Annotated in this window: 22 protein-coding genes and 1 tRNA gene; 20 read left to right on the top strand and 3 right to left on the bottom strand. The window is 61.8% G+C overall.

All coding sequences use genetic code 11. From position 1 onward, the window contains the following. Positions 1-74: 74 nt before the first annotated feature. The 4 genes from Q368_RS0102265 to Q368_RS27250 all read left to right on the top strand — a co-directional run bounded on the left by Q368_RS0102265 (position 75) and on the right by Q368_RS27250 (position 4,169). Complete coding sequence (locus Q368_RS0102265) at positions 75-1,028, top strand: FAD binding domain-containing protein (RefSeq protein WP_052359975.1); 954 nt, start codon at positions 75-77, stop codon at positions 1,026-1,028. Continuing rightward, positions 1,025-1,567, top strand: a complete 543-nt coding sequence (locus tag Q368_RS0102260) for a (2Fe-2S)-binding protein (protein WP_084158638.1) — start codon at positions 1,025-1,027, stop codon at positions 1,565-1,567. The genes Q368_RS0102265 and Q368_RS0102260 overlap by 4 nt, the downstream gene beginning before the upstream one ends. A gap of 25 nt (positions 1,568-1,592) precedes the next feature. Next, positions 1,593-3,965 (top strand): xanthine dehydrogenase family protein molybdopterin-binding subunit, encoded by a 2,373-nt coding sequence (locus Q368_RS0102255; protein WP_029457112.1) that lies wholly within the window; start codon positions 1,593-1,595, stop codon positions 3,963-3,965. Between the two features lie 69 nt (positions 3,966-4,034). Continuing rightward, positions 4,035-4,169: a hypothetical protein gene (locus tag Q368_RS27250; RefSeq protein ID WP_281174581.1), complete on the top strand. Its 135-nt coding sequence runs from the start codon at positions 4,035-4,037 to the stop codon at positions 4,167-4,169. A gap of 417 nt (positions 4,170-4,586) precedes the next feature. On the opposite strand, the gene Q368_RS25465 is transcribed toward Q368_RS27250, so the two are convergent. Then, positions 4,587-4,976 carry a hypothetical protein gene (locus tag Q368_RS25465; RefSeq protein ID WP_156955619.1) on the bottom strand — a complete coding sequence of 130 codons (390 nt, stop codon included), beginning with the start codon at positions 4,974-4,976 and terminating at the stop codon, positions 4,587-4,589. Between the two features lie 282 nt (positions 4,977-5,258). Further along, a tRNA-Ala gene (locus Q368_RS0102250) sits at positions 5,259-5,334 on the bottom strand. A 152-nt stretch (positions 5,335-5,486) separates the two neighbouring features. Between Q368_RS0102250 and Q368_RS0102245 the strand changes: the two genes are divergently transcribed. From Q368_RS0102245 to hisG, 16 genes are all read left to right on the top strand, one after another. Then, positions 5,487-6,485, top strand: a complete 999-nt coding sequence (locus Q368_RS0102245; RefSeq protein ID WP_029457111.1) for an ABC transporter permease — start codon at positions 5,487-5,489, stop codon at positions 6,483-6,485. A gap of 43 nt (positions 6,486-6,528) precedes the next feature. After that, positions 6,529-7,323, top strand: coding sequence for an ABC transporter permease (locus Q368_RS0102240; protein WP_052360003.1), 795 nt, complete (start codon positions 6,529-6,531; stop codon positions 7,321-7,323). 9 nt (positions 7,324-7,332) lie between these two features. Next, on the top strand, positions 7,333-8,955 hold the full coding sequence (locus Q368_RS0102235; protein WP_029457109.1) for a DNA repair protein RecN: 1,623 nt from the start codon (positions 7,333-7,335) through the stop codon (positions 8,953-8,955). A gap of 173 nt (positions 8,956-9,128) precedes the next feature. Continuing rightward, positions 9,129-11,354, top strand: a complete 2,226-nt coding sequence (locus tag Q368_RS22850) for a toxin-antitoxin system YwqK family antitoxin (protein ID WP_043784707.1) — start codon at positions 9,129-9,131, stop codon at positions 11,352-11,354. Between the two features lie 97 nt (positions 11,355-11,451). Continuing rightward, entirely contained in the window at positions 11,452-12,105 is a 654-nt protein-coding gene (locus Q368_RS0102225) for a cell division ATP-binding protein FtsE (RefSeq protein ID WP_043784704.1), read from the top strand. Next, entirely contained in the window at positions 12,102-12,974 is an 873-nt protein-coding gene (locus Q368_RS0102220) for a cell division protein FtsX (protein ID WP_029457107.1), read from the top strand. Before Q368_RS0102225 ends, Q368_RS0102220 begins: the two co-directional genes overlap by 4 nt. Then, complete coding sequence (locus Q368_RS0102215; protein WP_029457106.1) at positions 12,974-13,780, top strand: sirohydrochlorin cobaltochelatase; 807 nt, start codon at positions 12,974-12,976, stop codon at positions 13,778-13,780. Before Q368_RS0102220 ends, Q368_RS0102215 begins: the two co-directional genes overlap by 1 nt. Positions 13,781-13,952: 172 nt before the next feature. After that, on the top strand, positions 13,953-14,891 hold the full coding sequence (locus Q368_RS0102210) for an aspartate carbamoyltransferase catalytic subunit (RefSeq protein ID WP_029457105.1): 939 nt from the start codon (positions 13,953-13,955) through the stop codon (positions 14,889-14,891). Next, positions 14,888-16,183 (top strand): dihydroorotase, encoded by a 1,296-nt coding sequence (locus Q368_RS0102205; RefSeq protein ID WP_029457104.1) that lies wholly within the window; start codon positions 14,888-14,890, stop codon positions 16,181-16,183. Before Q368_RS0102210 ends, Q368_RS0102205 begins: the two co-directional genes overlap by 4 nt. A gap of 43 nt (positions 16,184-16,226) precedes the next feature. Next, positions 16,227-17,549 (top strand): HD domain-containing protein, encoded by a 1,323-nt coding sequence (locus Q368_RS0102200; protein ID WP_029457103.1) that lies wholly within the window; start codon positions 16,227-16,229, stop codon positions 17,547-17,549. A 270-nt stretch (positions 17,550-17,819) separates the two neighbouring features. Further along, positions 17,820-18,827, top strand: a complete 1,008-nt coding sequence (locus Q368_RS24310) for a glycosyltransferase family 2 protein (RefSeq protein ID WP_084158659.1) — start codon at positions 17,820-17,822, stop codon at positions 18,825-18,827. Then, the gene (locus Q368_RS24305) at positions 18,808-19,542 is read left to right on the top strand and encodes a class I SAM-dependent methyltransferase (protein ID WP_084158637.1); all 735 of its coding nucleotides are present in this window, start codon (positions 18,808-18,810) and stop codon (positions 19,540-19,542) included. Before Q368_RS24310 ends, Q368_RS24305 begins: the two co-directional genes overlap by 20 nt. A gap of 45 nt (positions 19,543-19,587) precedes the next feature. Further along, complete coding sequence (locus tag Q368_RS25460) at positions 19,588-21,612, top strand: hypothetical protein (protein WP_156955618.1); 2,025 nt, start codon at positions 19,588-19,590, stop codon at positions 21,610-21,612. Positions 21,613-21,655: 43 nt separating this feature from the next. Further along, positions 21,656-22,708: a dual-specificity RNA methyltransferase RlmN gene (gene rlmN, locus Q368_RS0102190; protein WP_029457101.1), complete on the top strand. Its 1,053-nt coding sequence runs from the start codon at positions 21,656-21,658 to the stop codon at positions 22,706-22,708. A gap of 95 nt (positions 22,709-22,803) precedes the next feature. Then, positions 22,804-23,181 (top strand): phosphoribosyl-AMP cyclohydrolase, encoded by a 378-nt coding sequence (hisI, locus tag Q368_RS0102185; protein ID WP_029457100.1) that lies wholly within the window; start codon positions 22,804-22,806, stop codon positions 23,179-23,181. Positions 23,182-23,205: 24 nt separating this feature from the next. Further along, positions 23,206-24,072, top strand: coding sequence for an ATP phosphoribosyltransferase (hisG, locus tag Q368_RS0102180; RefSeq protein WP_425423668.1), 867 nt, complete (start codon positions 23,206-23,208; stop codon positions 24,070-24,072). Between the two features lie 135 nt (positions 24,073-24,207). Here hisG and Q368_RS0102175 read toward each other — a convergent pair whose 3' ends face one another. Continuing rightward, on the bottom strand, positions 24,208-25,233 hold the full coding sequence (locus Q368_RS0102175) for an electron transfer flavoprotein subunit alpha/FixB family protein (RefSeq protein WP_029457098.1): 1,026 nt from the start codon (positions 25,231-25,233) through the stop codon (positions 24,208-24,210). Positions 25,234-25,239: the final 6 nt, after the last annotated feature.

Raw genomic sequence — 25,239 nt, 5'->3', positions numbered from 1 at the left:
GCCGTGCGCTTCGTGACCACCGCACGGCCCCCGTCGGGGTCAACGCAAGGTCGAGCCTCGGGCAAGGAGAGGAAATGGCCATAGGATACGCAAGTCCCACAAACCTGTCACAGCTTTTCGAAGCTATGTCCACCCTGCCCGAATACCGGCTGTTCGCCGGCGGCACGGACCTTATGGTGCGCAAGGGGCGGGGCCTGCTCCCCCTCGGCGCCATCATCAATCTGCTCACGGTGGCCGAAATGCAGGGCATCGTCGAATCGGACGGCAGCCTGGATCTGGGCGCCCTGGCCACCCATGCCGCCATTGCCGCTCATCCGGGCGTCCAGCAGGCCGCCGGCGCCCTGGCCCAGGCCAGCTCCCAGGTCGGTTCCCCGCAGATCCGCAACATGGGCACCCTGGCCGGCAACATGTGCAATGCCTCGCCCGCCGCCGACACCGCCACGCCGCTGCTCGCCCTCGAGGCCATGGTGGTGGCCGCCATGATGGGCCGACCCGCAAGGGAACGCCACATCCCCATCCGGGAATTTTTCCGCGGTCCGGGCAAAACCTGTCTCGAACCCGGCGAAGTGGTCGTGCGCGTACGCATCCCCATTGCCTGCTCGACCCTCGGCACGGGCTCTTCCTTTATCAAACTCGCGCGCCGCCGGTCCCTGGCCATCGCGGTCATCAACGGGGCGGCCTGGATCGCACTCGCCGGCAGCGCGGCGCCGTGCATCGCCGAAGCCCGCATCGCCCTTGGCGCCGTGGCCCCCACGCCCATACGCCTGCCCGCTGTCGAGGATTGGCTCAGGGGCCGACCCGTGACCAAAGCGGTGTTCGCAGAGGCCGGACGGCGCGCCCTCGCCTGCATCAACCCCATAAACGACATCCGCGCCACAGCGGACTACCGCCGCGACGTCGCGGCGGTGCTGGTCGAACGCCTGCTGACCCGGGCCGCTCTGGACGCCAATTTTTGCCTCGAGGATGAAGCGCCGGTTTCCCCCGGGCGCGTGTCGCCTGCGCAAGCCCATGGAGTTGCGACAAAATGACTGTAAACACTGTCTGCCTGCACAAACGGACCGCCCCATGCAAACGACCGGCAACCTGCGGCGAGTCGGTGCACATCGCGCTGACCGTCAACGGACGCACCGTGGAAGCTGACATCCCGGTCGACCTGACGCTCCTTGATTTTCTCCGGGAAAACCTGGGCCTGACCGGCACCAAGCGCGGTTGCGGCGAAGGGGATTGCGGCGCCTGTACCGTGCTCGTCGACGGCCAGGGCGTCACCGCCTGCGTCATGCTCGCCGTGCAGGCCTGCGGCCGGGACGTCTTCACCGTGGAAGGACTGGCCCAGGGCGGCAGGCTGCATCCGATCCAGGAAGCCTTTTTGGAAGTCGGCGCCGTGCAATGCGGGTTCTGCACCCCGGGGATGCTGCTTATGGCCAAACAACTCCTCGACGCCAACCCCAATCCGACCCGGGAGGAAATCGTCGCCCAGCTGGCGGGCAATCTGTGCCGGTGCACGGGCTACACCAAGATCGTCGACGCCGTGGCTCTGGCCGCACGCAAGATGCGCGTCCTTTCCTAGACCGTACAGCCCACAGGAAGCCACCGTGCAACAGCTCCATTCCGTCATAGGACAGTCCGTCAGGCGTGCGGACGGATTCGACAAAGTCACGGGCAAGGCGCTTTTTGCCGCCGACATGTGCATGGACGGGATGCTCTACGGCAAGGCCCTGCGCTCCACCGTGCCCCACGGCGTGCTCGAGGCCCTTGACCTGGAGGCGGCCCGGGCCATGCCCGGCGTCCATGCCGTGCTCACCGCCGCGGATATTCCCGGCGCCAATTCCCATGGGATCATCATGAAGGATGAACCCGTCTGCGTCCCCATCGGCGGCAGGGTCCGCCGCGTAGGCGACCCCCTGGCCCTGGTCGCCGCGGACACCGAGGCCATCGCCGCCGAGGCCGTGCGCAGCATCCGCGTTTCCATCCGGGAACTGCAGCCGGTGTTTGACATGTTCGAGGCCATCAAGCCGGAAACGCCGCGTTTGTACGACCATCCCAATGCGCTTAACCGGCACATCGAAAAAGGGAATGTGGACGCCGCCTTCGCCGTCGCCGACCTGTGCGTCGAAGGCCATTACCGCACCCAGCGGGTCGAGCACGGCTATATCGAACCGGAAGCCGCCCTGGCCTACTGCGACGGCAATATCGTCCACGTCCACGTTGCCACCCAGAACCCGCATTTCGATGCCAAGGAAGTGGCGCGCAACCTGGGCATCGGCATGCACAAGGTGCACGTCGTCCAGATGACCACGGGTGGCGGCTTCGGCGGCAAACTCGACATGTCGCTGTCCGTGCCGACGGCGCTGCTCGCCTGCGCCAGCAACCGCCCGGTGAAAATCGTCTGGTCGCGCACGGAAAGCCTGCTTTTCAGCGTCAAACGCCATCCCTACGTGGTGGACATCAAGCACGCCGTAAAAGCCGACGGGACGATTCTCGCGGTGCAATGCGCCATCTATGGGGACACCGGTGCCTACGCTTCCTTCGGCCCCGGCGTACTCACCCGGGCGGCCGTCCACTGCACCGGTCCCTACAACATTCCAAACGTCTGGACCGACGCCTACACCGTGTTCACCAACAACCCCACGTCCGGGGCCATGCGCGGCTTCGGCGTGCCCCAGATGAGTTTTGTCGTGGAATCGCAAATGGACTGCATTGCCGAAAAACTCGGCCTGTCCCCCTACGCCCTCCGCTACAAAAACGCCTTGCGCCCCGGCGACGCCATTTCCACGGGCAGCGTGCTGCGCCAAAGCGTGGGCATCGTCAAAACCCTGGAGGCGGTCAGGGCCAAGGCCCGGGAGGTGTTCCACCTCGACGTGGCCGCGCCCCACAAGCGGGAACAGACCAACGGCAAACGGCGCGGGTTCGGCTGCGGCTGCATGATGTACGGCTGCGGCAATACCGGTCTGCCCAATCCCTCCGGCGCTTTCGTGGACATCCTGGACGACGGCACGGTGCGGGTGCTGACGGGCTGCGCCGAGATCGGCCAGGGATCTTCCACCGTCCTGGGACAGATCGCCGCCCAGGAAATCGGCGTCCCGTTCGAGGACGTCCTCGTCCTGGCCGGCGATACCAGCCAATCCCCGGACGCCGGCGCCTCCTCCGCCAGCCGCCAAACCTATATTTCGGGCAATGCCGTCCAACGAGCCGCCCGCGAGGCCAAAACCAACATCTACACCATGGCCGCCGAAATGCTCGGCGTGCCCGTGGACGCACTCGTGGGCGAAAACGGCGTCATCCGCGCGCAGCCTCAGGCGTCCGCACAGCTCTCGGACTGCCAGAAAACCTGCCAGGGTTCGCTCGGGCTCACCCCCGTCCCGGCGCCCAATCCCCAAGGGACCTCCGTCACCTTCAAAGAGGCGGTCGCCAAGTGCCGCGCCAAGGGCATCATGTCCATCGGCAGCGGCTGGTTCAATCCCCCCACCACCTCCCTGGATCCTGTTACCGGCCAGGGGGACCCATACGGTTGCTACTCCTTTGCCGCCCAGCTGGCCGAAGTGGAAGTGGACACGGAAACCGGCGAGGTCCGGCTGCTCCAGGTGGTGGCCGCCCACGACGTGGGCAAAAGCGTCAATCCCATGCTCTGTGAAGGGCAAATCCAGGGCGGCACCATCATGGGCATGGGCTATACGCTGCTGGAAGAAGCCCTTTGCGAGAAAGGAACAATTCGGACGGACAGCCTCAACACCTATTTGATGGCAACCTCCATGGACGTCCCCGTCATCCATCCCATCATCGTGGAGGACAATGAAAAAACAGGACCGTTCGGTGCCAAAGGCATTGGCGAGCCAGCGCTCATTCCGACATCGGCGGCCGTTGCCAACGCCATTTTTGACGCCGTCGGCGTGCGCGTGCGTTCCTTGCCGATCACCCCGGAAAAAATGCTCACCCTGCTCAAGGAGGTACAGACCTCAAACAAGTAAGACGACAGGCAGCCGCTTTTAAAGGTTTTTTCCGATCCACTACACGGTCATCGTACTGTGGGGATGCAAATGACTATCGTCGAACGTTTGGGGAAATTACCACTGGGTTGGTTTCATTGGCGCTTGCTGCTCATCATGTGTCTCGGCTGGGCGTTTGACTCGATGAATACCGGCATCGTCGCCTTTGTACCATCTGAAATTTGAAATAGGTGGCTCTCTGCATGGACAATGAAATAGCCAGGAGACAGGGACGGTTTTCGGAGGAGATGGTCAACATCCTGCTCGAGGACAATCCCTTGCCCACGACCGCTTGAATAGTAGCCCACAAAACCTATCCCGGTCCCAACAGCGCACCACAACCAAAAATTCCTAAAAAATCTACACGGAAACAGAAAAACTAACCAAGCTAGACACTTGGGGGACTTTCCAGAAGCGTTGGGATACTTTCTCGTACAAATCGAAGGGAAAATCTAGATGGGGATGCTGGGGCGGAGTCCAACACCGTAGCCAACGGGTAGTGTTGGCGCTGGTGCTTTTCCCAAAAGAAAAAGGGGTCACCGATTTCTCGGTAACCCCTTGGCATTCTTCTTGGTGGAGCTGGAAGGAATCGGACCCACGATCCTATTTACCGAAGTCCATTGACGTTGGCTGTTTTTTTGAGACTTCTTTAAATGATAGATAGGTAAACAAGCACTTAACAGAATAACATATTGTCGATAGAATTAAACACGAAATGCCTGCTATATTTAGCCATAATGCCTCATTGGAAAAATCTTGCAACCTATCTAATGATACAATCTTCCCACCTGTTGCATAGACAAGCAGCGGAGTTACTATGAAAGCTATCCCAAAAAAAAGCAACGTCCCTGTTTGCAAAAGATTATTATAAATCCTTTGAAAACTATCAACTGATTTATCAACGACAACCCTAAACTTATCTAGAATTTCCATCGCACGCCTCTCTTTTTCTGCTCGATTTATCACTTCTTGAACGAGTTTAGACAGCGACATGACATGCCTATTTCGAGATTTGCGTTAGCGTTATGCAGCGTAGATCCCATGATCCCTAAGAAACAGGAACTCTGGATTCCATGCCCCGCCCATCAAGACATGTTATCCTATTATCAATACACTTACTCCGATGACAAGGGAAAAATATCCCATCACTTGAAAATCCCGCCAGAAAACTGAGGAGGGGTCCAACACCTCAGCCAACGGGTAGTGTTGGCGCTGGTGCTTTATCCAAAAGAAAAAGGGGTCACCGATTTCTCGGTAACCCCTTGGCATGCTTCGTGGTGGAGCTGGAGGGAATCGAACCCACGACCTCTTGAATGCCATTCAAGCGCTCTCCCAACTGAGCTACAGCCCCGCAGCGAGAGGTGAAATTACGCGCGACCCGAAAAATGTCAAGCGCTATTTCCAGCCCGCACAATTTTTTCGCGCGCTTTCCTTCCAAACCCGTTTCCCGTACATACCGGCCGTGGCGTCTTCGGCGCAAACGCCCCAAGGAGTCCCATAAACGTGCTCGCCCTGGCCAATCGCTTGCTGCGAAAAACTCTCTGGGTCGCCGGCATATTCCTCGGCATCACCCTCATCTCCTTCGCCGTCATCCACCTCGCCCCGGGCTCGCCCACGGACATGCAGACCACCCTCAACCCCCTGGCCACCGCAGAAACCCGCGCCCGCCTCGAAAAACTCTACGGCCTCGACCGTCCCCTCTACATCCAATACGCCGACTGGCTCGGCAAACTCGTCCGCTTCGACTTCGGCCAGTCCCTCTCCGGCGACCACAGGCCCGTCTGGGAAAAAATCAGGGAACGCCTGCCGCTGACCTTCTCCATGAACATCGTCTCCCTGCTCCTCACCCTGGCCGTGGCCGTGCCCATCGGCGTCGTTTCCGCCCGCCGCCAGGGAGGCGCTTTCGACCGCGGCGCAACCGTCCTCGTCTTCATCGGCTTCGCCATGCCCGGCTTCTGGCTGGCGCTTCTGCTCATGCTCCTTTTCGGCATCTCCTGGCCCGTGCTGCCCATCTCGGGCCTGACTTCCATGGACTTCGCCACGCTGTCCCCCCTGGGCAAAGCCGGCGACCTCGCACGCCACCTCGCCCTGCCCATTTTCATCTACACCTTCGGCAGCCTCGCCGGCATGTCGCGCTTCCTGCGCTCCTCCATGCTCGAAGTGCTGCGCCAGGACTACATCCTCACCGCACGGGCCAAGGGCCTGCCCGAACGCGTGGTCATCTACAAGCACGCCCTGCGCAACGCCCTCCTCCCGGTCATCACCATCCTCGGACTCTCCGTGCCCGGGCTCATCGGCGGCTCGGTCATCATCGAATCCATCTTCGCCCTGCCGGGCCTGGGGCAGCTCTTCTACCAGTCGGTCATGGCCCGGGATTACCCGCTCATCATGGGCAACCTCGTGCTTGGCGCGGTCCTCACCCTCGCCGGCAACCTGCTCGCCGACGCCGGCTACGCCCTGGCCGATCCGCGCATCCGCCTGGGAGGCCGCGAAGGTGCGTAAGGCCGTCTTTTCCCGCCTGCGCCGGCTGCTGCCGCGCCACGGCATGCTCTGGGCCGGACTCGTCCTCGTCGGCGGCATCTCCCTGGCCTCGCTTTGCGCCCCGCTGCTCACCAGCCACAGCCCCACCGCCCTCGACGTCAACTCCATCCTCATGCCGCCCGGCCACGGCCATCTCCTCGGCACCGACGCGCTGGGCCGCGACGTGCTGGCACGGCTCCTTTACGGCGGCCGGGTGTCGCTTTGGGTCGGCTTCGTGGCCGTGGGCCTTTCCGTCTCCATCGGCCTGTTCCTCGGCCTGTGCGCCGGCTATTTCGGCGGACTCGTGGACGAAGGCATCATGCGCGGCGTGGATGTGATGCTGTGCTTCCCCTCGTTTTTCCTCATCCTGGCCGTCATCGCCTTTCTCACGCCCTCCCTGGCCAACATCATGGTCGTCATCGGGCTCACGTCCTGGATGGGCGTGGCCCGCCTCGTGCGCGCGGAGACGCTGACGCTGCGCGGCCGCGAATTCGTGCTGGCCGCCCGGGTGTCGGGCATGGGCGCGCCGGGCATCCTTTTCTACCACATCCTGCCCAACGCCGTCGCGCCGGTCCTGGTTTCGGCCACCCTCGGCGTCGCCGGCGCGATCCTCACGGAATCGTCCTTGAGCTTCCTGGGCCTTGGCGTGCAGCCCCCCATGCCGAGCTGGGGCAACATGCTCATGGAGGGCAAGGAAGTGCTGGAAGTGGCCCCGTGGCTCTCCATCTTCCCGGGGCTGGCCATCCTCTTCACCGTGCTCGGCTACAATCTCATCGGCGAAAGCCTGCGCGACATCCTGGACCCCAGGCTGCGGCAGTAAGGCGCGCATATGATCGAAGTCCTACGCATAAAAAACCTGGCGCTCATCGACGACCTGGAGCTGGAATTCGGTCCGGGCCTCAACGTGCTCAGCGGCGAGACCGGCGCGGGCAAGAGCTTCATCATCTCAGCCGTCAACTTCCTCACCGGCGAGAAGATGCACCCCGACCTCGTGCGCGCCGGCTGCGACAAGGCCGTGGTCGAGGCGCTGTTCGTCATCGACGGCGAGGACCTCGTCCTGCGCCGCGAGCTCGCCGCGGATACCGGCCGCAGCCGCATCTACGTGGGCGACGCCCTGGCCTCGCGCGAGACGCTTGCCGGCCTGCGCCCGAAACTGCTGCTCCACGCCTCCCAGCACGGCCAGCAGCGCCTGCTCCAGCCCGGTTTCCAGGCCGCCCTCCTCGACGGCTTCCTGGCCGATCCCGCGCCCCTTGCGGCCCGCAACCGGCTGGCCAGGGAACTCCACGACCTCGGCGCGCGCATCCGCGACCTGGACGCCAAGGCCGCCGCGCTGGAGGAGAAACGGCAATTCCTGGAATTCCAGCACGCGGAGATCGAAAAGGTGTCGCCGCTTCCCGGCGAGGAAGACGCGCTCGTCGCCCGCCGCGCCGCCCTGGCCGAGTCGCGCAAGGCCGCCGAAGCCCTGTCGCGCGCCCAGGACGCCATCGAGCGCGAACCCAAGGTCCTCGACGTCCTGGCCGACCTGCACCGCGAACTGCTCCATGCCGGCACGATCTTTCCAGAATTCGCCGACGACGCCGAGGCCGTGGCCTCCTTCCGCCATCAGGTCAAGGACATGGCCGCGCGGCTGCGCAAGAAACCCGCCGCCGCAACGTCGGCCGGCGACGCCGAGGCCGTGGAAAAGCGCCTGTTCGAGCTGGCCACCCTGCGCCGCAAGCTCAAAAAGACCCTGGCCGAGATCGTGGACATGGACGCCGCTATCAAGGCCAACCTGGATTTTCTCGACGCCTGCGCCCTGGACCGCAAGCAGCTCGCCCGGCAGGAGGCGGCCCTGGTCGCCGAACTGGCCGACGCCCTGACCGCCCTGGGCACCGCGCGGCGGCAGGCCGCCGACGCCCTGGCCGCCTCCCTGGAGGACATCCTGCGGGGACTGGGGTTTTCCAAGGACGTGCGCGTGCTGTTTGATTTCTCTCCAGCCGAGGTCTACGCGCCCGTAGCCGCCCCGGGCGAGGCGCTTGTCGAGGAGCGCGCGCGCATCCTCTGGCGGCCAAACCCCGGCCAGCCGCCGCAGCCGCTCGACAAGATCGCCTCGGGCGGCGAGCTGTCCCGCTTTCTTTTGGCGCTCATGTCCCTTTCCGCCGAGCCCGGCGGGCCGACGCTCATCTTCGACGAGATCGACGCCGGCATCGGCGGCCTGACGCTCGGCAGCGTCGGGGCCTACGTGAAAAAGCTGTCCGCCACGTCGCAGATCCTGCTCATCACCCACTGGCCGCAGCTGGCGAGCCTGGCCGACCGCCACTTCCAGGTGCAAAAGACCGTGGAGGACGGCCAGACCAGCACGCGCTGCCAACGGCTCGAAGGCTCCGCCGTGGCCGCGGAACTGGCGCGCATGGCCGGCGGCGGCGAAGCCGGCGCGGAGATGGCCCGCCGCCTGCTCGCGGCCGGGGCCTGAAGTCGCGAGAAGACACTCCGTCTCCTTTACACTGCTTTAAAATTCCTGTAACTTTTTCTAAGATCGTCGTCGCCCTTTTGCCCGACGATGCGAGCGATCGAGCCATCCTGCCTTTCTGAGGACGCCGTACAAGACGTTTGCAACGCCTTTAGACGTTTTTCCGGGAGGTTCAAATGGCCGCCACAGGGCTCCCCACACCGTGCTCCAGGTTCGCGACGCTCCTTTGCCGTTTCCTGATCCAGGCGCTCTGCCTCGGTTTCGCTCCCTTCCTGTCGGTGGCCCCGGCCTCCGCCGACGACGACCTCCTGCTCTTCGTACCCGCCCTGATCGGCCTGCCCTCCGGCAATGCCGCCATCGGTGCCGGCGGCGGCACGCTGCGCGCCGGGGCGACGAGCGTGACCGTCGCCGCCGGCACGTTCGACGCCACCGTGCAGATGACCCTGGACACCCGCCGCACCGCGCCGGCTTTCCTCGGCCAGCCGTCGTCGCGGGTATACGACCTCGGCATCGAGAGCGGCCGCATGGACAAGGAACTCGCCGTGGCCCTTTCCGGCTTCGGCGGTCCGGACCGGGACGTGGCCGTGGCTGTGGCCGAACAGGCGGACTACGATACGGATCGGGTAACGGCGCGCCCGGCCATGGTCACGGGACAGGTGCGAAGCGGCATCCTGCGCTTCACCATCCCGGCAACGGAAACGCAAACCGCAAGCAACGCCCAAAATCCGACCCGCGCCGCAGCCGCCCCGGATACGCCCACCCGGACCGGCTTCACCTTCTGGGCCGTGACTGGCTTCAACGCCATGGAAAGCACGCACTTCCGGCTCTACTACCCGGCCTCCATCCAGGCGGACGCGGACATGGCGCAAATCATCCTCAACGACGCCGAGGACGCCTACACCCGCCTGCACGACATGGGCTTTCTCACCACCGGCCTGTCCCTGCCCATGTCCATCACCGTGGAGGCCGGCCTGGGCACGCGGGACGGCGAGGCCGGCATCCCGCTTTCGGGCAAGGCCGGGCAGTATCTCAATCTCAACGTCAACCTGTGCGCGCCGACCCACGCCGACAAACTGCGCGCCACCATCGGCCACGAATTCTTTCACATCGTGCAAAACCTCTACGACCCCCGCTCGGCCTTGCGCATCCGCCACCCGCGGGCGCACCCGTATTTTCTGTGGATCAGCGAGGCGTCTTCGGTCTGGTTCGAATCCGTGGTGCTTGAGTCGAGCACGTACGTGGCCGATGTCTTCGTCTCCAACATCGATTCCTACCGCCAAGGCCCGGAAACCTACGTCGACCATGCCGAGGCCCAATCCATCGGCTACTTGGCCTCGGGCTTTTTGCGCTACCTCACCGACGCCCGGGGCTCCAACACCCTCGTCTACGACATCTGGAAGGAGGTACGCGACGAAGGCAGGGGGACGTCTGACTACTCCGACCTCACGGCCGTTATCCGCGCAGTGGGTTCCGCCGTGACGACAGGCGCCCAATGGACCGACTTCGTCCAGCGCCTGCTGTCCAAGACGAGCGGACACGGAGGCTGGCCGGAGCCGTCGTCCACCGCTTCGCGCTATTCCTATGGCAGCCAGGGATTTGTGACCGCCTGGGATTTCGCAGCCGGCCTCGCTCCGTTTTCCGCCGCGAAATGGAAGGTCGGGTTCAACAAGATCAATGCCGGCGACACGGACTATTTCGCCCGCGTCGACAGCAGCGACGCCGTCGAATACGCCGTGTTCAAAGGGACGGGCAAACCGCCCAGCTACGCCCGTCTGGGGACCGTCTCCCCTGGCGCGCCGCTCAATTTTACCGTGGCCGAAGGGGATTCCGTCATCGTCACGGCCTCCAATTCCGACACCACGCCCCCGTATAAGACCCCGAGCAACGCCGCCGTGCATATCGGCCTCAAGGATACCTGCCGGTATTGTCCGGGCATCCCGGCCACGGCCACCCTGTCCATGGCCACCGCAAGGGAGCGCCTCTGGCGGCACGAGACAAAAGGCCATCAGGTGGCCTACGAAATCTATGGGGACGACGCGCGCACGGTCATCATCCAGGCCGAATGCTACGAATACGAGACAGGACACTGTTCAAGCCAATCCAGCTGGTATGAAAACGGCAAACGGGAATGGGAGCGCCCTTACGATTCCGACTGTTCCCTAAACGGTGTTCTCAAACATTACTACGACACCGGCGTTCCCGACGAATTCAAGACTTACGCGCACGGCTACCAGACCGGCGCTTATACGAAATATTACGAAAACGGGAACTACCAGATCACCGGCTACAAAGACAACGGAGCATATGTCGGCACCTGGACCTGGTACGACGAAAACGGGACGCCGATCCAGGTCTGCACGGACATGGGAACGTCGAACCCGAACTGCTATACCCCGGGCTGAGACCGCCCGGCCTGCCGCCAGTTTGCATCCGGGCGGTCCAGGTGGTAGGGCGTGCCGAGATGCGTGTCTCCAGCCCTGGCGCGGATGCGCCGCCGCCATGCTGCGCGTAGCGGGCCTTTCCCACGTTTTCGGCGACCGCCGGGTGCTGGCCGATTTCTCCCTGCGCCTGCCCGAGGGGGGCTTCGCCTTTCTGACCGGCCCCTCGGGTTCGGGCAAGACCACGCTGTTGCGCCTGCTCCACGGCAGCCTGCCCGTGCAGCAGGGCACGGCCGTCATCGCCGGCCACGACCTCGCCGCCGTCACCCCGCGCACGCTCCACACCCTGCGCCGCGACGTGTCCATGGTGTTCCAGGATTTCCGCATCCTGCCCGACCGCACGGTCTTCGACAACGTGGCCCTGCCCCTTGCCGTGCGCGGCGCGCCGCGCGAGGTGCTCGACCGGCGCGTGGGCGCGGCCCTTGTCGCGCTCGAACTCGACGCCGACGCCAGGCGTACGGCCGGGGAGCTCCCCGGCGGCGGGCAGCAGCGCGTGGCCATCGCCCGGGCCGTGGTCGCGGGGCCGAAAATCATGCTCGCCGACGAACCCACGGGCAACCTCGACGACGCCCTGTCGATGAAGGTCCTCGGCATCCTGCGCCAGTTCGCGGCCCACGGCACGGCCGTGCTCATGGCCACGCACAGCCGCGACATGGTCGCCGCCGCGCCGGACGCCACGGTCTTCACCCTGCCCGCCCCGGGAGGCACGCCGTGATCGGGCGGCTCGTGCTTGCGGGCTGCCGCGACGCGTTGCGCCGGCCCGGCATCCTTTTCGCCGCGTTCCTGGGCGTTGTCGCCACGCTCTACCTCGGCGGCCTGTTCGCCCTGGCCCACGTGAACCTGGAGGCGACGCTTGCCCGGGACCAGGGCCGCGTGCGCTTCCAGGTCTACTGGAAGCCCGGGACCGACCCGAAGCTCGTCGCGCGGCAGATGGACTGGATGCGCGCCCTGCCCGGGCTCGTGGACACCCGCGCCTTCACCCCGGACCAGGCGCTCGCCGTCATGGCCCAATCCCTGGGACCGGACGCCGACCTGTCCGCCTTCGCCGGCAAAAGCCCCCTGCCCCACACCATGCTCCTCACCTTCCGCCCCCCCGTGGCCGAAGAGGGCTTCGCCCGCGACGTCCACGACCGGCTGCGCGCCGTGGAGGGCGTGGCCGAGGTGCGCTACGACCCCCGCGAACTGGACGCGGCCGCGGCGCTCGGCGTGCTTTCCCGGCGCGCGGCGCTGCCCCTGGCCGGGCTGCTCACGCTGCTCGTCGGACTCGTGGTCGCCGGCATGGTGCGCCTCACACTTTCGCGTCGGCGCGACGAACTGGAGATTTTGCGCCTGGTCGGCGCGTCGGAGTGGTACATCCGGCTGCCGCTTGCGGCCGGGGCCGGCGTCACGGGCATGGCCGGCGCGGGGGCGGCGCTCGTCCTGCTCAAGGTGACGCAACTGGCGCTGGTCGCGGCCCTGGACGTGCCGCCCCTTTTCCTGCGCCTGGCCTTTTTCCCGCTGCCCTATGCCGCGGCCGCCGTCCTCGCCGCGGGCGGCATCGCCGCCCTGGCGGGCCTTGCCGCGGCCATGGAGTCGCGCGCCTGATGCCAGCGCCCCTCGCCGTCGTGCTGGCCGCCCACGGCTCCCGCCATCCCGGGGCCATGAATGCGCTTGACGCCTTCAAGGAAACCCTGTTGCGCGAACTGCCGGGCGCGGCCGTGGAGATCGCCCGCACGGTCGGGCGCAAGCACGGCGGGCGGCACGATTTCGGCGGCGCGCGCCGCGTGGCCGACGTGCTCGCCGGTCTTGCCGCATCCGGCGCGGCGCGCATCGTCGTGCAATCCCTGCACGTCGTGCCGGGCGAGGAATACCACGAAATGCTCGCGGGCCTGGGGCGGTTCCTGGAAACGGACGGGGCCGGGCTCACCGTGTCCGTGGGCGCGCCGCTGCTGGCGAGCCTTGCCGACGTGGACCGCGTGGCCGGGGCGCTGCTCGCCGGGCTGCCTGCCGCGCGCCGCGCCGACGAGGCCGTGGTGGTCATGGGGCACGGCGCGCCGCCGCCCGGTGCCGGATTCTACGCTTCCCTGGCCGCCGCGCTCGCCCGGCGCGACGCGCGGATGCATTTCGGCACCATGCCCCGGGAGAAAGGCGCGCCCTGCCCGGACATCGCCCGCATCCGCGACGCGCTGCTCGCGTCCGGGACGCGCTCGGCCTGGCTCTCGCCCTTTTTCACCGTGGCCGGGGCGCACGCCTGCTGCGACCTGGCCGGCGACGCTCCGGGTTCCTGGCGCGGCGTGCTGGAGGCCTCCGGCATCCGCTGTCGCCCGCTCCTGGCCGGGCTCATCGAACAGCCCCCCCTCGCCGCCATCTGGCGCGACCACCTCGACACGGCCCTCTCCCGGCTGAGCTGACCGCCCCCTTTATCCCCTATCGAGGGGGCCCGGGGGGGATCATCCCCCCCCGGCAGGGTCCGGGGCAGCGCCCCGGTCTTATCCGTACATTGACGCCGCCCGGACCTTGTGAAAATATTGACCGGATTACGCGCATGGGCGCGCGGCCCAAATTTTGCCCGAGGATTCCCCCATGAACTGGCCCCACAAGGATCTTCTCGACGTATCCCAGCTCTCCCGGGAAGACGTGGACGTGGTCATGCGCACCGCCGCCTCCTTCCGGGAAATCAACACCCGTCCCGTCAAGAAGGTGCCCACGCTCAAGGGCAAGAGCGTGGTCCTTTTTTTCGCCGAGCCGAGCACGCGCACCAAGACCTCCTTCGACATCGCCGGCAAGCGCCTCTCCGCCGACACCTTCGGCCTGGCCAAGACCGGCAGCTCGTTGCAGAAAGGCGAGACGCTCAAGGACACGGTGCGCACGCTCGAAGCCATGAACCCCGATGCCATCGTCATGCGCCACGCCTCCTCCGGCGCGGCCGAGTTCGTGGCCAATCGCGTGGACTGCGCCGTGATCAACGCCGGAGACGGCTGGCACGCCCACCCGACCCAGGCGCTGCTCGACCTCTTCACCCTGCTCGAAGTCTGGGACACGCTCGCCGGCAAGACCGTCGTCATCCTCGGCGACGTGGCCCACAGCCGCGTGGCCCGGTCCAACTGCCGCCTGCTGCCGACACTCGGGGCCAGGGTGCGCATCTGCGCCCCGCGCACGCTCCTGCCCAAGGACGCCGGAGCCCTCGACGCGGAAATCTTCCACGACCCCGAGGAAGCCCTCGCCGGGGCCGACGCCGTCATGTGCCTGCGCCTGCAGCTCGAACGCCAGGAAGCGGGGCTGCTCCCCGACCTGCGCGAATACGCCCGGCGCTTCTGCCTGACCACGGAGCGCCTCAAACGCGCCAACCCCGGCGTCAAGGTCCTCCACCCCGGCCCCATCAACCGCGGCGTGGAAATCGCCTCGGACCTGGCCGACGCCGGCAACTCGCTCATCCTCGACCAGGTGTCCTCGGGCGTGGCCGTGCGCATGGCCATCCTCTACCTGCACATCACCCGCAAGGACCAAGGGGCCCGTCCATGACCGCCGACACCCTGACCGTCGCCAATGTCCGCATCCCAGGCCGGGACGGCGCGTGGGACCTTTTCGTCGCAGGCGGCAAGGTCCGCGAACTCGCGCTGCACGACCCCAATGCCCCACGCCCCGAAGGGCGCGTCATCGACGGCACGGGCCTGCTGCTCATGCCGGCCCTGACCGACGCGCACACGCACATGCGCGAGCCCGGCCAGGAATGGAAGGAAGACATCGCCTCGGGCCTGGCCGCGGCCGCCGCGGGCGGATTCTCCAACATCCTGTGCATGGCCAATACCGACCCGGTCAACGACAACGGAGCCATCACCCGCTTCATGCTGCGCCGCGCCCGGGACGCCTGGCCGAACGGCCCCAGGCTTTTCCCCATCGGCGCGCTCACGGTGGGGCTGCGCGGCCGCGAACTCGCGCCCATGGCGGAACTCGCCGAAGCCGGCTGCGTCGCCTTCTCCAACGACGGCGAGCCGGTCGCGGACACCGAAATTTTCCGCCGCGCCATGGAATACGCCGCGGACATCGCCCCGGTCATCGACCACTGCGAAGACCCGTTCATGGCCAAGGGCTCCGGAGCCAACGAAGGGGCCATGAGCGCACGGCTCGGGCTTCGCGGCCAGCCCGACGCCGCCGAAGCCATCCAGGTGGCGCGCGACATCCTGCTCGCGGAATATTTGCACGTCCCCATCCACCTGGCCCACGTCTCCTGCCGCCGCTCCGTGGAACTCATCGCCGCCGCCAAAAAACGCGGCGCGCCGGTCACGGCCGAAACCTGCCCGCACTACCTGCTCATGACCGACGCGGCGCTTCTGGGCTACGACACCATGGCCAAGGTCAATCCGCCGCTGCGCAGCGATGACGACCGTCTGGCCCTCATCGAAGCCCTGCGCGAAGGCGTCATCGACATCCTGGCCACGGACCACGCCCCCCACGCCGCCCACGAAAAGGAAACCCCCTTCGAGGACGCGAAAAACGGCATCTCGGGCCTGGACACCGCCCTGGCCGCCTTGTGGGAACTCGTGCGCCAGGGCCGGCTTGCCGCCACGGACATCGTCACGCGCTTCGCCTGGCGGCCGGCCGAAATCTTCAAGCTGCCCGTCAACCGCTTCGCCCCGGGCGATCCGGCCGATTTTCTGCTCTTCGACCCCGAGGACTCCTGGGTCGTCACCCCGGAATCCCTGCGCTCCAAAGGCAAGAACACGCCGCTGCTCGGCCAGCCGCTCACCGGCCGCGTGGTGCTGACCGCCGTGGACGGCGTCGTGGTCCACGACCTCAAAGCGCCCGGAGCCTGATCCCAACCCCGCGACGACCCGCAAACGCTTTCGGAGGATATCCATGGCGCAACCCTTCAAGGACGCCACCGCCATCTGCAAGACCATCATGCGCAACGGCTACGACGCCTACGTCATAAACGCCGTGCTGCAGGAAAAAGCCCTGGACAAGGCCGCGCCGGAACTCGACCTCGCCACCGACGCGCCCCTGACCGAGCTGCAAAAGCTCTTTCCCGACACCGAGGCCGTGGACGCCGGCGGCTCCTATGCGCGCGTGCTGCAAAACGGCACGCTTTTTCACTTCCACCCGGCCGACACCGCCGACGCCTCCCACCCCGAGGAGACCGTGGCCCGGCTCACCAGCCGCCTCGTCGCACGCCTGGATGCCCTGGGCATCCTGCCGCCCCACCAGGCCTGCCCCTATCTCCCCCACCAGGTCGACGCCCACGACGGCTTCGCCGACTTGGCCTCGGGCGAGGTGCGCCTGATCGGCATCGCGGATGAGTCCCTGCGCCAGAACTACCTGCGCGCCGTGCGCGCCCTGCGTTTCTCGGCCAACTACAACATTCCCGTTGAAGCCAACACCTTCATGGCCATCCTGCGTGCCTCGCGCCGCATCCTCGACTATGTGTCCGTCAAGGACGTCATGGATGAATGGCGCAAGGTCGAGGCCGAGAACATGGCCACGTTCGTGGAACTACTCTACGACACCATGATCCTGCACTGGTTCCTGCCGGAAGTGGCCACCCTCGCCCGCATCAAGCAGAAATCCGAGGAAGGCGTCGAATATACGCTTTTCGAGCAGACGCTCGCCGTCATGCGCCACTATCCCGAAGAGCTGCCCTACGACTGGTACGGCACGCTGGCCTGCCTGTTCCACGACGTGGGCAAGCTGCACACCGCCGAATACGCCGACGGCGACCTGCACTTCTTCCAGCACCACCAGGTCGGCGCGAAAGTGACGCGCAAGATCCTCTCGCGCTTGGGCTTCCCGCCCGACGAGACCGATCTCGTCTGCAGCCTCGTGCGCAACCACATGCGCTTCCACTTCATGCTCACCGACCGGGGCATCCGCCGCTTCAAGGCCCTGGACCAGTACCCGCGCCTGATCGAAATGGCCCGCGCCGACATCAAGGCCGTGAGCGGCACCTACAAGGAATTCAACCACAACAAGAAGATGCTCGAGCGGACCGAGACGCCCGAGGAAATGCTCGAACCGCTTTTAAACGGCGCGCAGATCATGCAACTGCTCGGCCTCAAACCCGGCCCCGCCGTCGGCCTCATCCGCGACGCGCTGCTCAAGGCGCAGATCTCCGGCGATGTCACCGGGCTGCCCGAGGCGGAAGCGTTCGTGCGCGCGTATTGGGATAAGCAGGAATTGCACTAGATTACGGAGGCGAGGCGCAGCCGAAGAGACATAGAGCGAGAGGTCCAGTGACGCCTTCAGGTTGAGCTGGACCTTCATGTTCATACTTGTATCTTTATTGCGTGACACACATTTTACTGGTTATCGCCACAAGATTCATTATTCTAGACACAAAATCAGAGTGCCCCCCATCGCCTTGCTATTACTTTAAACCTATCACCGCACCAAGCCAAAGAACAGACAAATCGAGCACTTCCTTAAATCAATTCAGCCAGCCCGTTGGTTAAATTCATGAGTACTTCTACCTTCACAAATCATCACGACACAACAGAATTGTCAATTGTTATTCCGATGCATAATGAGGGAGAAATGCTACATATATTGTTCGAAAAACTAATTGAAATACTTAAAGTGACAAATAAAAATTATGAAATAATTTGCATTGACGATGGCAGTACAGACGACACGCTTCCAAAGCTTAGAGCGTTTGCATCACAGGACGAGCGAATTAAGATTATAGCCTTTTCCAGAAACTTCGGAAAAGAAGCGGCGTTGACTGCCGGCCTTGGGTATGCTTCTGGTGAAGATATCGTCCCAATGGACGCTGATCTCCAAGACCCTCCCGAATTAATAATAGATTTCTTGCGCAAGCGAGAGGAAGGGTTTGACGTAGTTGTGGGGCTACGTGTCGATCGCAACAGCGATACCTTTTTTAAAAAATTTTCAGCTGAACTTTATTATAGAATATTTAATTTTTTATCCCCGCAGAAAATACAAACCAACGTCGGCGATTTCAGGTTGATGTCGAGGCGTGTGGTGCAGGAGATTCTAAAGCTTTCCGAAAGAGATCGGTTTATGAAAGGTCTTTTTTCGTGGGTTGGTTTCCCAACAACTGCAGTAGAATATTGCAGACCAAAACGTGCTGCCGGAAAATCAAAATGGGGAATCGCGGCGTTACTGAACCATGGGGTAAGTGGAATATGTTCATTCACAGCCACCCCGCTACGCCTTTGGACGTACACCGGTTTTCTCTTTTTTGGGTTCGCAATGATATATATATTATTTGTTGTGCTAAAAAAGTTAATAATCGGGGATCCTGTCGCAGGCTATTCCTCTATGATGGTCATTATCCTTTTGATCGGTGGAATTCAATCTTTGGGATTAGGAGTCATGGGTGAATATATCGCTCGACTTGTAGTAGAAACAAAACGCCGAACGCTCTATATTGTAGCAGAAACAATTAACTGCCCGCGAAGAACTTTTGCAGAGACAAACCAATATGGACCTGAAAGAGATTGATATACTGGAGGATTCCGTCTCTACACACTGGTACTATTGCTCAAAATTGTCGTTTATAAACAGCCTCCTCCCCAACAAAGTATTTAACAGCATTCTCGATATCGGCGCTGGTTCTGGTCTTTTTTCAAAAAATCTTTTGGAAACGACTGAAGCAAAAAAAGCTACTTGCTACGACTTATATTATTCTCATGAAGCTGATGAGATACATGCCGGGAAGCACATTTTTTATCGAAAAAACATCACTGAAAAAGATTATAACTGTGACTTAATTTTACTTATAGATATTATTGAGCACATTGAGAACGATAAAGAATTTCTCACAACCATTTCGCTCAATGCAAAAAAAGGGACAATTTTTCTCATCTGTGTACCTGCATTCCAGTGGCTGTGGGGACCACATGATACCTTCTTAGAGCACAAGCGTCGCTATACCTTGACTAGTTTAGAGGGACTCTTGGAAAGTGTTCAATTAAAAACTATTCGTACAACATATTGCTATGGGTTTCTTTTTCCTATAGCAGCTATACATCGCCTTCTGTTGCGAATACGCCAATGGGCGTCACCTACAAGGCAATCAAGATCGGATCTCCGCACGCTCACTCCATTGATAAACAATTGTTTTTTTCAAATAAACAAATTAGAAAGTATTATGTTGCAGTATTTAAATAATAAAGTTGCAGGATTGAGCGTATTTGCAGTAGCACAAAAAGTATAAAAACATCGCCCATTCTTACTGGCAATAGGAATGGAGAGGTTTTTTATGAGAGTTGAATCGAAACACGTTATTTTGAGCTTTTTATTTATCATTTTAACTGCATGTATTCTTGGCTATGGACGCTACGCGTCGATAATTTACCCATTTTCGTTAAACCCAGATGAAGCTCAAGTTGCAGCAAATGCGCTCCTCATCAAACGCTATGGTATTGGCTGGAATGTCCTCGATGGCACCACATGTGGATTTTTGCACTCCCTAAGCGCATGCTGGCCTTATCTTTTCCACAAAGACGTCACCTATTCCACTCTGCGAATTACTGCTTTTTGCTACCTTTTGTTGTCTACAATTTTACTTTTCTTCACCATAAAAAAAGCTTCGGGCATTTCATCTGCCATAATTTTCTCCACTTTTTTTTGTTTATTTTTTGCGGCAACAAACCATCCAGACTTCCTGCATTATAATAGCGAAATTTTACCGCTTACTCTTATTTTGTTGGCAAATTTTTCTTCTGTGTCGCTCTTTCTTTCTCAATTACCAACTAGATCTTCATTCTTTTCGTGTTTTACAGTTGGGTTCTGTTTAGCATCAGTCTTTTTTTCTAAACTTCAGGCCGTTCCCATTGCGCTTACCGTTTTTATATTTTGTCTTATTGTAGTATGCTTTCGTTATCCTTCAAAAAAAATTGCTTTGATTTTATCCCTCTTTGCTGGAACGATTATACCGACAATTCCAATATTTATCTTAACATATGTAACTGATTCAGGCACAGACTTTTTCAATAGCTATATTCTATGGGGTCTAAAATACTCTGAATTCAGCTTATCTTTATTTAATTTTCATCGACTTTTAGCATTCGATAACTTTTTTCTAAATATTATTTACTTTTGCCTAGCCCTCTGCATAGCCGCCATTGTCTATAGGTTTATTCTAATCGATAGAACAAGTACCAATACAAAGGTTTTAATAACGTATTATTTTATTTTGGTTCTTGTCTCTTCTTTTTGCACAATAAAACCTGGCAATTTATTCCCCCACTACCTCACGTTTATACTACCCATGCTACTTCTTTTCACAAGCGCAATTCATATTTCTCTCTTTTACCACAATAGACCAAGCATATATTACTTGATTTGTGCATTCATCTTTTGTTTTTATCTTATTGCAGAGCCTTTAGCACATTCACTAACTGGAAAGATACGTCACTTCGGGCCGCACACCACACCACTCCACACCTCTGCCACGTTCAACAATCAAAATATATTTTCGTGGTTAAATATAAAAAAAACTGACAGCATACTTATCTGGGGATGGATGCCCCAGTGGTATGCCCTCACGCCAGCAACGCCTGCAACCCGAGAGACGCATACTTTTGCACAGATCGTCCCATCACCCTTACGCGAATATTTCCGAAGTCGCTTTTTGAAAGACTTTCAGCGAACACAACCTGATTTTATCATCGATGGAGTTACCAAGCATAGCTTTGGATTTAACAATTCAAGCTTACAAGGAATTCAAATTTTCCAAAAACTATATGGTACCGTAACGTCCGACTACACCTTGCTTACAAACAAAAAATTTTCTCATTCACAATGTCCTGCCATATACATTCGCAATGATCGCTCATCGAAACTTCTAAACAATATAATCGAATTCTCAGAAATTACCGCACAAGACACCAGCAATGTAAACAACACGGACTTCGCTCCCGGCAACGTAGCGGACTACAGCGTCACGGAAGACGTCTGCCACGACTACTGGCTGTTGCCGGAAGGTAAGCTTGGCGCGCTGGACATCGCGTTCTCCAAACCCGAGCCAGTCGCCGAAGTGCGCCTGCTCAACACCAACAACGGCATCCAATTTGACCGCTCCACGGAAACCGTTCGACTTTCGCTTTACAACGAAGGGAAAGTGGTGTTTTCGGACACGCTCACGCTGCACCAACACCCTGAATGGACGCCATACAAGTTAGAAAGACCTATTACCGTCGATGCCATGCGTATCGACATCCTGTCCTTCAAGGGCCGGGGCGCCGGTCTCAACGAGATCGTCGCGCTTCGTGCAACACCGTGATCCGCGTGGGGGGATACCCGGGCATATGTCGCCAGACACCGCTATGACGAACTTGATTGACCTGACCTTCCACGAGCTTGAAACCCTGATCGTCTCGCTTGGCGAGCCGCCGTACCGCGCGCGCCAGGTCTGGCAGTGGCTGTGGCAGAAGGGCTGCCGCGACATCGCGCTCATGACCGACGTGTCCAAGGCGTTGCGGGCGAAGCTGGCCGAGGCGGCGGACATCGTCTGGCCCGAGGTCGTGCGCGTGCGCGAGAGCGAGGACGGCACGGTGAAGTTTCTGCTCGGGCTTGCCGACGGCGAGGCTGTCGAGTGCGTGCTCATTCCCGAGAAGGACCATTACACAGGCTGCCTGTCCACGCAGGTGGGCTGCGCCATGGGCTGCGGCTTTTGCGCCACTGGGATGCTCGGGTTTAAGCGCAACATGACGCCCGGGGAGATGCTCGGGCAGGTGCTGGTGGCGCGGCAGTATCTGCTTAACAAGGGCGAACCCCTTGCGCTGCGCAACCTCGTGTTCATGGGCATGGGCGAGCCGTTGCTCAATTACGAGAACCTCATCAAGACGCTGGAGTCGCTGCACCATCCGCAGGGGCTCGATTTTTCCAGCCGGCGCATCACGGTGTCCACGGCCGGGGTGAAGCGGCATCTGCTCGACCTCGGGAAGACGGGGTTGTGTGCGCTGGCGGTGTCGCTGCACGCGCCCACGCAGGAGCAGCGCGAGCGGATCATGCCCGGCGCGGCCAAGCTGCCGCTTGATGAATTGATCGAGCTCTTGCGGCAGATTCCGCTCAAGCCCCGGGAGTCGCTGACGTTCGAGTATCTGCTGCTGTCCGGGGTCAACGACGCGGACGCCGACGCCCGGGAACTCGTGCGGCTGCTTTCGCGCGTGAAGGCCAAGGTGAACCTGATCGTGTACAATGCGACGCCGGGGCTGCCGTTTCGCCAGCCTTCCCCGGAGCGGGTATTCGCCTTCCAGGAAATCCTGAAGGCAAAGGGGCTTGTGGCGACGGTGCGCAAGAGCAAGGGAGCGGACATCGCGGCGGCCTGCGGCCAGTTGCGGGCGGAAGCGGCATGCCCCGCGGACGACGGCGCATAAAATTCGGCCGCACACGCGGCGCTTGTCACCTATTTGCCGTTTCGTTAAGCTAGCTCTCCTTTTTCGCGCAAAAAATGGGCATAAGGAATCCCTCCATGAAACGACCCGATTTCACGAAGTGCGGCGGCCTCGTCCCCGCCATCGCCCAGGAAGCCTGCACCGGAGAGGTGCTCATGATGGCCTACATGAACGAAGAGGCCTACGACAAAACCCTCGAGACCGGCGAAGTGCATTACTACAGCCGCAGCCGCCAGAAACTCTGGCACAAGGGTGGCACCTCCGGACACGTGCAAAAAGTCAAGTCCGTGCGCCTGGACTGCGACGCCGACACCATCCTGGTGCTCGTGGAGCAGATCGGCGGCGCGGCCTGCCATACGGGGCGCAAATCCTGTTTCTACACCGAGCTGACCAGTGACGGCGAGGAGCGCGTCTGCTCCCCCATGGTCTTCGATCCCAAGGAGGTCTATAAATAAATGTCCGACAACAATAACACCAAGATGCTCAAACTCGGCATCCCCAAAGGCTCCCTCCAGGACGCCACCATCGCGCTGTTCGAGAAATCCGGCTGGAAAATCCGGATGCACCACCGCAACTACTTCCCCGAGATAAACGACCCCGAACTCACCTGCTCCATGTGCCGCGCCCAGGAGATGTCCCGCTACGTCGAATCCGGAACCCTCGACTGCGGCCTGACCGGCAAGGACTGGATTCTCGAAAACGAGTCCGACGTGGTCGTCGTCTCCGACCTGGTCTACTCCAAGGTCAGCAACCGGCCGGCCCGCTGGGTCCTGGCCGTGGCCGCGGATTCGCCCTACAAGCGCCCCGAGGATCTGGCCGGCAAGAAAATCGCCACCGAGCTCGTCAACTTCACCAAGCAGTATTTCGCCGGCGCGGGCGTGCCCGTGGAAGTGGAATTCTCCTGGGGCGCGACCGAGGCCAAGGTGGTCGAAGGCCTGGCCGACGCCATCGTCGAGGTGACCGAGACCGGCACCACGATCAAGGCCCATGGGCTTCGCATCATCTCCGAACTGCTGCTCACCAACACCCAGCTCATCGCCAACAAGAAGTCCTGGGAAGACCCGTTCAAGCGCCGCAAGATCGAGGTCCTCAACATGCTGCTCCAGGGCGCGCTGTGCGCCGAAGGCCTCGTCGGGCTCAAGATGAACGTGCCCGAGGAGAAGATGCCCCAGATCATGGCCCTGCTGCCGAGCCTCACCTCGCCGACGGTGGCCAACCTCTACAACAAGAACTGGCTGTCCATCGAAATCGTCGTGGCCGAAGGCACCGTGCGCGACCTCATCCCCAAGCTGCACGACCTCGGCGCCGAGGGCATCATCGAATACGCCCTCAACAAGGTCATCTAGCCCTTTATCCGCCCAGGCGGAGATACGGCCGGGAACGCGCGCGTTCCCGGCCGTTTTGTTTTCCCCGTGCGGGCACAAAAAAACGGGCGAACCCCGCAGGGTCCGCCCGTATTCTTCGGTTCGGGGAAACGCCGCCTAGCCGAGCAACTCGTTGACCTTCTTCATGACCGCGAAGGCGTCGGCCACGTAAAGCACGTCGGCCTTGCCCTGGGCCCAGCCGCAGGAGGGGTCCAGGTTGACGGCGCGGCGCTCGGCGATGAAACGCCAGCCGACCACGTGCGGTTCCTCGCCGTGGCAGCAGGTGGCCAGGCCCTTGGGATGGCGCGGCGTCGCGCCGGTCTGGCCGACCTGGTGCAGGTGGGTGAGGAAAGGCAGCACCGCCTCGCCCTCGCCACCCATGTCCACGAGGGACTTGCTGCTGCCAAGCGACGCCTTGGACCTGCCCAAAAACCCGAGGATCAGTTCGCCGGCCTCGGCCGTATGCGGCGCGCCGTCGGCCTGTTTCTTGGTCCAGCCCGCGCCGGCGACGAACAGGAGCCTGGCGTCCGGGCGGATGGTCTGCTCGTCGGCCGCGGGCGCAAGCAGCGCCTTGACCGTGGTGCGGGTGAGCGCGTCCGTCATGGGCACGTCTGCGGCCACCACGGCCGCGTCGCCCGGCGCGCCGTCCCAGGCGGCGTAGCAGCCGGCGGAAACGGTCAGGCACCAGGGCCGCGCGGCGCGGGTCAGCTCGGCCTGCATGCGCTGGCGGTAATAGCCGCGCGTGGCCACCACCGCGCCGTCCTTGACCGCGACGGCGGTCACATGGGCGTCGATGCGCCCGCCCAGGCGCGCGGCCACGCCCGGCAGGGCGCGGGAGGCGCGGGAATCGTCGGCGGCGATCACGATGGTCGCGCCGGCGTCCTTGCACAGCGCTTCCATGACCGCGACGTCGGTGGCGTAGCGCGGCACGCTAAAAGCCTCGCCGGACACGCCGTGAAAGCTCGCCGCGCCGCAGGCCGCAAGGGCCTTGGCCGCGACGGCAGCGTCCGCGCCGAAAAGGCCCACGGAAAGCGGCGCGCCCAGGCCCTCGGCCAGGGCCTTGGCCGCGGTCAGGGCCTCGCGGGAGGCCTTGGACACGCCGCCGTCAGCCTCGACAGGAGCGAGAAAGAGTATGGTTTCCATGCGAAT

This window comes from Solidesulfovibrio alcoholivorans DSM 5433 (assembly GCF_000702665.1).
Lineage (GTDB): Bacteria > Desulfobacterota > Desulfovibrionia > Desulfovibrionales > Desulfovibrionaceae > Solidesulfovibrio > Solidesulfovibrio alcoholivorans.
The sequence above is the reverse complement of the archived record's forward strand: the minus strand, read 5'-3'. Positions and strand labels throughout refer to the sequence as shown.